The organism is uncultured Agitococcus sp. (assembly GCF_937920075.1).
Lineage (GTDB): Bacteria > Pseudomonadota > Gammaproteobacteria > Pseudomonadales > Moraxellaceae > Agitococcus.
On record NZ_CALETI010000304.1, the window covers coordinates 1 to 5,832 of the forward strand.

A 5,832-nucleotide genomic window follows, 5' to 3' on the forward strand; every position below is an offset into this window, starting at 1 on the left:
GATAGAGCGAATGGGCTTTGTACTGCCCATCGAAAAGACCTTGTCAGAGTCTAATAAAGGTTGAAAACGAGTTTGGGCTTGTTTACGCAACATCGGCTCGTTTGGAAACGTAAACATTAACGTTGTGCCACGATTGCGAACTAAAAAAGCCGCCGCTTTTCGCATCTGCACTTCTGTTAAACCTTGCTGAGAGGGTTTAATACAGCTAAGGTTAGGGTGCATATCATCGACAATCGCTTTCTGGAAAGGGTACTTTTTAAAATTAAATGGTAAACCTTTAAAAGTCGTGTTTTTACAAACCCAATCTGAATAAGGCATACTTAAGGCATCTGCCGAAAATCGTGAGTCGATTTCACGATTCATGTCGAGCGAAAAGCGATTAGACATTTTTAAATCCACATTTTGTTTAGTTAATGTAAACACCTATGGTCAAAGCACATACCTTTGGCATAGACTATTTATACCCTTTTGGAGAAAACCAATGACCAAGTATCCACCGATTACATTAGGCGCAGTCAACGCCTTAGAAGAAATTGTAGCCCAATACGCTGACAACGGCAAAGAGTACCTCAAAGAAGCTCCCTATAGTTTAGAAATTAAGACAAAGTTACAGGTAATTGTAACAACATTGTTTACGGCGAAACGCGAAACGGCCTCGCATGGTTTTGCCGATGTCAAAGACTTAACCGCAGAAGTGGAGGAAATTTACAGTAATTTAAAGAACTTCAAAGTTGGCGAAGAAGGGGCTTTGTCTGCGACAGAGCAAATTCAGTTGTTAAAGTTGCAGACAACACTGTTGGAAAGACTCTTAGCCGCGAGAGAACGTACCACAGGGGTTGATGAGTTTATCAAATTTAGAGAAATCGTCTTAGACTTTGTTAGTGCCAACTTTGATGCTGACCAGATCAATGACTTTAAGTTACGTTTAGAAAGCATTTAACTAACCGACCATAAGGAATTTAAAAAATGACAACGCTTACGCATAAGGCTTTTTATTTGTCCACGTTTAAAGCCAAGAAAGTCTCAGATAGTGAGATTTTTAAAGACTCAGCACCTGCTTATTGGAAAGCAGGACTACCTGTGTTTCCATTGTGGCCAAGAAAGAAAGAGCCGCTTTACTCAGGTTGGCGCGAATATTCTTTGGTGATGCCAAGTGTAGAGCAGCAGAACATTTGGCTGGATAAAAACCCGTCAAGTAATATTGGCTTGCCCTTAGGTCCTTGCTCTAACATTGGCGTTATCGACATCGACACCGATGACCAAGCTGTTGTCGATGCTATTTTAGAAGCCTTGCCGATGAGCAACTGGATTCGTAAAGGTAAAAAAGGCGCGGTTTTAGCTTATCGTTTCAACCCTGCGCTAAGAACTTTTCGCATTCGCACACGCGAAAACGAGTCTATTGTTGAGTATCTGTCCGAAGGCACTTATGTCGTCTTACCACCATCAATTCACCCTGACACCCAACAGCAATATGTGGCTAATGCTGAGTTAATTGCCGTTTCAAGAAACTTACAAATGCTGCCGAACGACATCGAAGACAAACTTCGTAAAGCGTTGGAGAAAGTAGGGGTTTACCCAGCGAGTAAGGGAACGTCATCGAAAGTAACAGAGTTTGTACCAGCAGGGGCGCGAGATGTCAGCTTAACACGCATGGCAGGGCTATTTGCATTTGCGGTGCTACGGGGCGAGCGTACTTTATTAGAAGCCTTAGAGATGTTGCAGGTGTACGCGAACCAGTACGTTCAAAATGTTGTCGGCGACCCTATCGACATGGATAAACACCGAAGCAACTTGGTGAAGTTTTTGACGCGAGACGTATTAGAAAATAAACGCATCCTGCCCGAAGGCTGGGACAGTGGGATGACAGACGAAGAACGAAAATACTACCGTCAAGCCTTTAACGAAAGCTTTGAAGAAAAACCTTGCTCGGTCATCTTAGAAGATTTGAAGGTCTGCTTTGAAGAAGCCGAAAACAACGCTACGGATGAGGTAATGACCAAAGTAGAGCAAACGCTAAAGCTGATGGCGTTTAGTCAAAATTTAAGTTCCTTAGATATTGACCGTATTATTACCTTAATTGTGCGCGAAGCAGGGTTAGGGGTAAAAGCGTCAAGCTTGCTGAAACAAATTAAAAGTTACAAGACCGAAGGCTTGTTCAAAGGTGAAAACCACACGGAAATCGCTCAGAAACTAATCGAAGACTTAAAGCAAATTAATGAATTAGCCTATGCCAACGGTAACTTTTACCGTTGGTGTGGGTCTCACTATGAAGTCTATGAACCTGTCGAAATCGAAAAAGAAATCCATTTACGTTATGGCGACTGTATTGCCAATAAGAAGAAAAGCGACACACGAGGTATTTTGTCAACGATGTCGGCTTTGCTAGCGGTAAGAGCGTTGAAAGAAGAAAATATTATCGGCGTTAACTTCGCTAATGGTTTCTTGATAAAAACCTTAGATAACAAGCTAGAATTACAGCCGCACGATACAAAGTATGGGGCAACTTATATGCTACCATTCTGTGTGGATTTAAAGAAAACAGACGCGCCTTTACGCGAACTTGCGCCTAACTTCCACTTGTTTTTAGAGACGTGCTGGGGTGTGGATGATGACTACAAGCAGAAAGTAGATGTGCTACAAGAAGCGTTGTTAGTGACCTTGTTGGGTTTAGCTCCTCAGTACCAACGTGCTTTTTTACTCTATGGGGTGGCTGCCTCTGGAAAGTCTCAACTGTTGACGATTGTATCGTCCTTAGTGCCGCCAGAGGCGAAGTGCGCGGTGTCACCTGATAAATGGGCTGACGAGTACGCCACTGCTTCTATGTCGGGTCGGTTGTTAAATATTGCAGGGGAGTTGTCCGAAACCAAGCGGATTAGTGGCCAAGTGTTTAAAGAAGTCGTTGACGGGTCAGAGATGAGTGTGCGTGAGCCTTACGGAAAACACTTCATCACGCGCATGATTGCTGCTCAGTGGTTTGCAGGTAATTTCTTGCCAAAGACAAAAGACACCTCAGACGGTTTTAGCCGCCGTTGGGTCTTTTTACAGTTTAACCACCCTATTCCTGAAGCTAAACGCCAAGCAGGATTAGGTGATTTGATCGTTTTAACCGAAAGAGCTGGTATTGTTCAATGGGCATTAGGAGCATTACCGCGTCTAGTGGCCAATAATAGTTACACGTTGCCGTTAAGTCATACTCAATGTATCGAAACAATGAGTAATTTGAATAATCCGTTACGCGCTTTCTTTAACTCAGGCAGTAAAGAGTTCCGTATCGCCGTCCGCGATGTCCGTGAACAAGTCTTAAAAATTAAAGACTACAGTCGAATTTTGACGGATAAATTTGGGTTTGGGTACAAAAAAGAAGATGTTATTGATGCCTATAACATCACTGAAGCCAAGCTTTACGAGTTGTATTGGGCATGGACGTTGACTAATACCAATTCTAAGCCTCAGAACCTTGTTGAGTTTAGACAAGGTATGGCCGAAGTGGGTATTACCTTAAACATTCGTCTTGATAAGGAAAATTCAAAAGTCCCGACCTATAAAGGTGTCGCTGCCAATAATAGTGCTTTAGAAGCGTCCCTAGAGAAGATCGGCTTAGTGTCCTTACCGACAGCGAAGAAAGGAGCTTAAAAATGGGAACTAGAATTACAAGCGCAAAAGGTTATGTCAGCAGCTTTGGGATTGATAATGCTAAGGCCAATGCCATCGATAACGCTAATGCCATCGGTAACGCCATCGGTAACGCCATCGGTAACGCCAATACCAATGCTAAGGCCATCGGTAACGCCATCGGTAACGCCATCGATAACGCCATCGGTAACGCTAATGCCAACGGTTTAGGAGCTTAACTATGTGGACTTTTCAATTAACCCCCGAACATTTAACCATTTGGTATTCCACCAGTAGTAAGCACCATCTCTTAGCCACGACAGTTAAACCCAATTTAGTTGATCGACTCAGACGACCAAAGGGTTTTCCTATCGGTCTTCTGCAGCTAGACTTTCCTAACGAACTTTTTGAAACTATCGACATCAGCATCGCCTCTGATAATGCTGATGACTACTTGTTTTACCGTGAAGCTTCAACCCGTTGTCCGAGAGACCTTCAAGGATTCCTGATGCGTCTGCGTCCGCTTATGCCTATCCCTTACTGGAACAGAATATCCTTAGAAGCTCCACTGTTCTCAGTGGATAGCTTCCCTGTCCTCGACTCTAATGAGCCGACTAGCGAACGCTTTATCGCACATCAGACCTTTAAAGTGAAAGACTTTATGTTTGACCGCTTTGATCGAATCTTACTCGACTCTAATACAGGCCCTGTGGGTATTACCCTTAAACAGTTAGACCGTTGGCGGCTCAGTATTGCCAATATTAAGTGTCTTCCTCGAAGCCGACCCCTAATCATCGCTCTTGGAGATAACTGCTCGTCCCTAACCAAAAATAAGTTGTACCTCAATAAAGGTGACTCCTTATCTATGTCCGCTCAGATTAGTCTAATGAGATATGTAGCGACTAGAACTATTACCGAGTTCAAGTACGGTGACATTAACCGTCTGCGTTCCCTTTACGCTGACCTTATCTTAGACGGTGGCGGTATGGGTGAGGTAGGGATTGAGTTTATTGACCCTTTTGGGCTTCCACTATTGCGATAGGGAATGGCAAAGCAAAAGGGAAAAGGATTTCCTTTGGCAATGGCAATGGCAAGGGAAATGCCTTTGGCAATGGCAATGCCTTTGGCAATGGCAATGCCTTTGGCAATGGCAAGGGAAATGCCTTTATTTTGTGGTCTTCGGCTTAACTGTAGGCATTTGTATTACCTTTGGATTTTGAAATTTTATATGGAGACTTTTTGGATAGCCCCAAACCTCGACTCTGGTTATATCACATTTATACCCTACCCTTGCTATTACATTTTGTTACAAACAATTCCTTTACAAATACCTTTACATATGTTAATCGCGTACGTATATGTAATAGTGGGGTCAGGGGTGACACTTTTTGTCACACAAAAAGTGTCACAATGTAACACTTTTTGTCACTATGTAATACATTATCCTACAGTTAAAATAAAAAAGCCTTATAAATCAAACACTTACGAAGTTGGCATACTGTATGCAATAGTATTTGCGTAGCCTAGCTACTACCCAATAGTTGATATTGGGTTAAGTTCTTTTTGCCTAAAGTCTAAAATGGTGACTACAGGCAAAGTCCGCCTAAATGATGAAAAACATCGTTAGGCTAACGAAAAATCAAAAAGTGAGTAATTACAAATGCAAAATATCAAAACCTTTCAAACTGAATTATCCGAGTTGGCAATCAAAGTAAGCTCCAGCTCATTTGTAACTATTGGTGAATTATCTCGCTTGGTGGCTATCTATGGCAACCAAAGACAAATTAAAGCCTATTGGCAGCAAACTTGTGAATTAAATGGACTTGCTAAAGCAACCGCCACAGACTACTGGGCAATCGCATCTTTTTTTAGTGATATTCTCTTTGAGTCCCATAAGGACGCGCGCTCAAGTACTAACAAAAGCATTGCTTTACGCCTTAATAATCTTGGATTAAAAAGCCTTGCCAATGGCAAGGCTTATAAAGTGGCTTTTAATAAAGTGACTGATTTTGCCAAGTCTTTAAAAAAATATCGTACGCAAGATGATAATGATGCTCTAGAGAGTCTACTTGAGTCTTGCTCAACTAAAGGTAAAACCTTACAGGAATTAAATACCATTGTTTGTAACTGTGAGGACTTTATTGAGTTACAGTCTAAAAACAATGGCGATAGCAATGGCGATAGCAATGGCGATAGCAATGGCGATAGCAATGGCGATAG

General features: G+C 42.3%; 6 protein-coding genes. 4 read left to right on the top strand and 2 right to left on the bottom strand.

Features of this window, described 5'->3' with window-relative positions; genetic code table 11:
• On the bottom strand, positions 1-387 hold a 387-nt coding region (locus Q0212_RS10595), incomplete at its 3' end, for a hypothetical protein (RefSeq protein ID WP_297925233.1).
• Positions 388-481: 94 nt separating this feature from the next.
• Here Q0212_RS10595 and Q0212_RS10600 point away from each other — a divergent pair.
• Positions 482-940, top strand: a complete 459-nt coding sequence (locus Q0212_RS10600; protein ID WP_297925235.1) for a hypothetical protein — start codon at positions 482-484, stop codon at positions 938-940.
• Positions 941-966: 26 nt separating this feature from the next.
• Complete coding sequence (locus tag Q0212_RS10605; RefSeq protein WP_297925237.1) at positions 967-3,633, top strand: bifunctional DNA primase/polymerase; 2,667 nt, start codon at positions 967-969, stop codon at positions 3,631-3,633.
• A gap of 31 nt (positions 3,634-3,664) precedes the next feature.
• Here Q0212_RS10605 and Q0212_RS10610 read toward each other — a convergent pair whose 3' ends face one another.
• Positions 3,665-3,835: a hypothetical protein gene (locus Q0212_RS10610; RefSeq protein ID WP_297925238.1), complete on the bottom strand. Its 171-nt coding sequence runs from the start codon at positions 3,833-3,835 to the stop codon at positions 3,665-3,667.
• Positions 3,836-3,853: 18 nt separating this feature from the next.
• Here Q0212_RS10610 and Q0212_RS10615 point away from each other — a divergent pair, with 18 nt between their 5' ends.
• Together Q0212_RS10615 and Q0212_RS10620 are read left to right on the top strand one after the other, a co-directional pair.
• The gene (locus Q0212_RS10615; protein ID WP_297925240.1) at positions 3,854-4,654 is read left to right on the top strand and encodes a hypothetical protein; all 801 of its coding nucleotides are present in this window, start codon (positions 3,854-3,856) and stop codon (positions 4,652-4,654) included.
• A 618-nt stretch (positions 4,655-5,272) separates the two neighbouring features.
• Positions 5,273-5,832 (top strand): hypothetical protein (locus Q0212_RS10620; protein ID WP_297925242.1); only part of this gene is annotated, 560 nt, incomplete at its 3' end.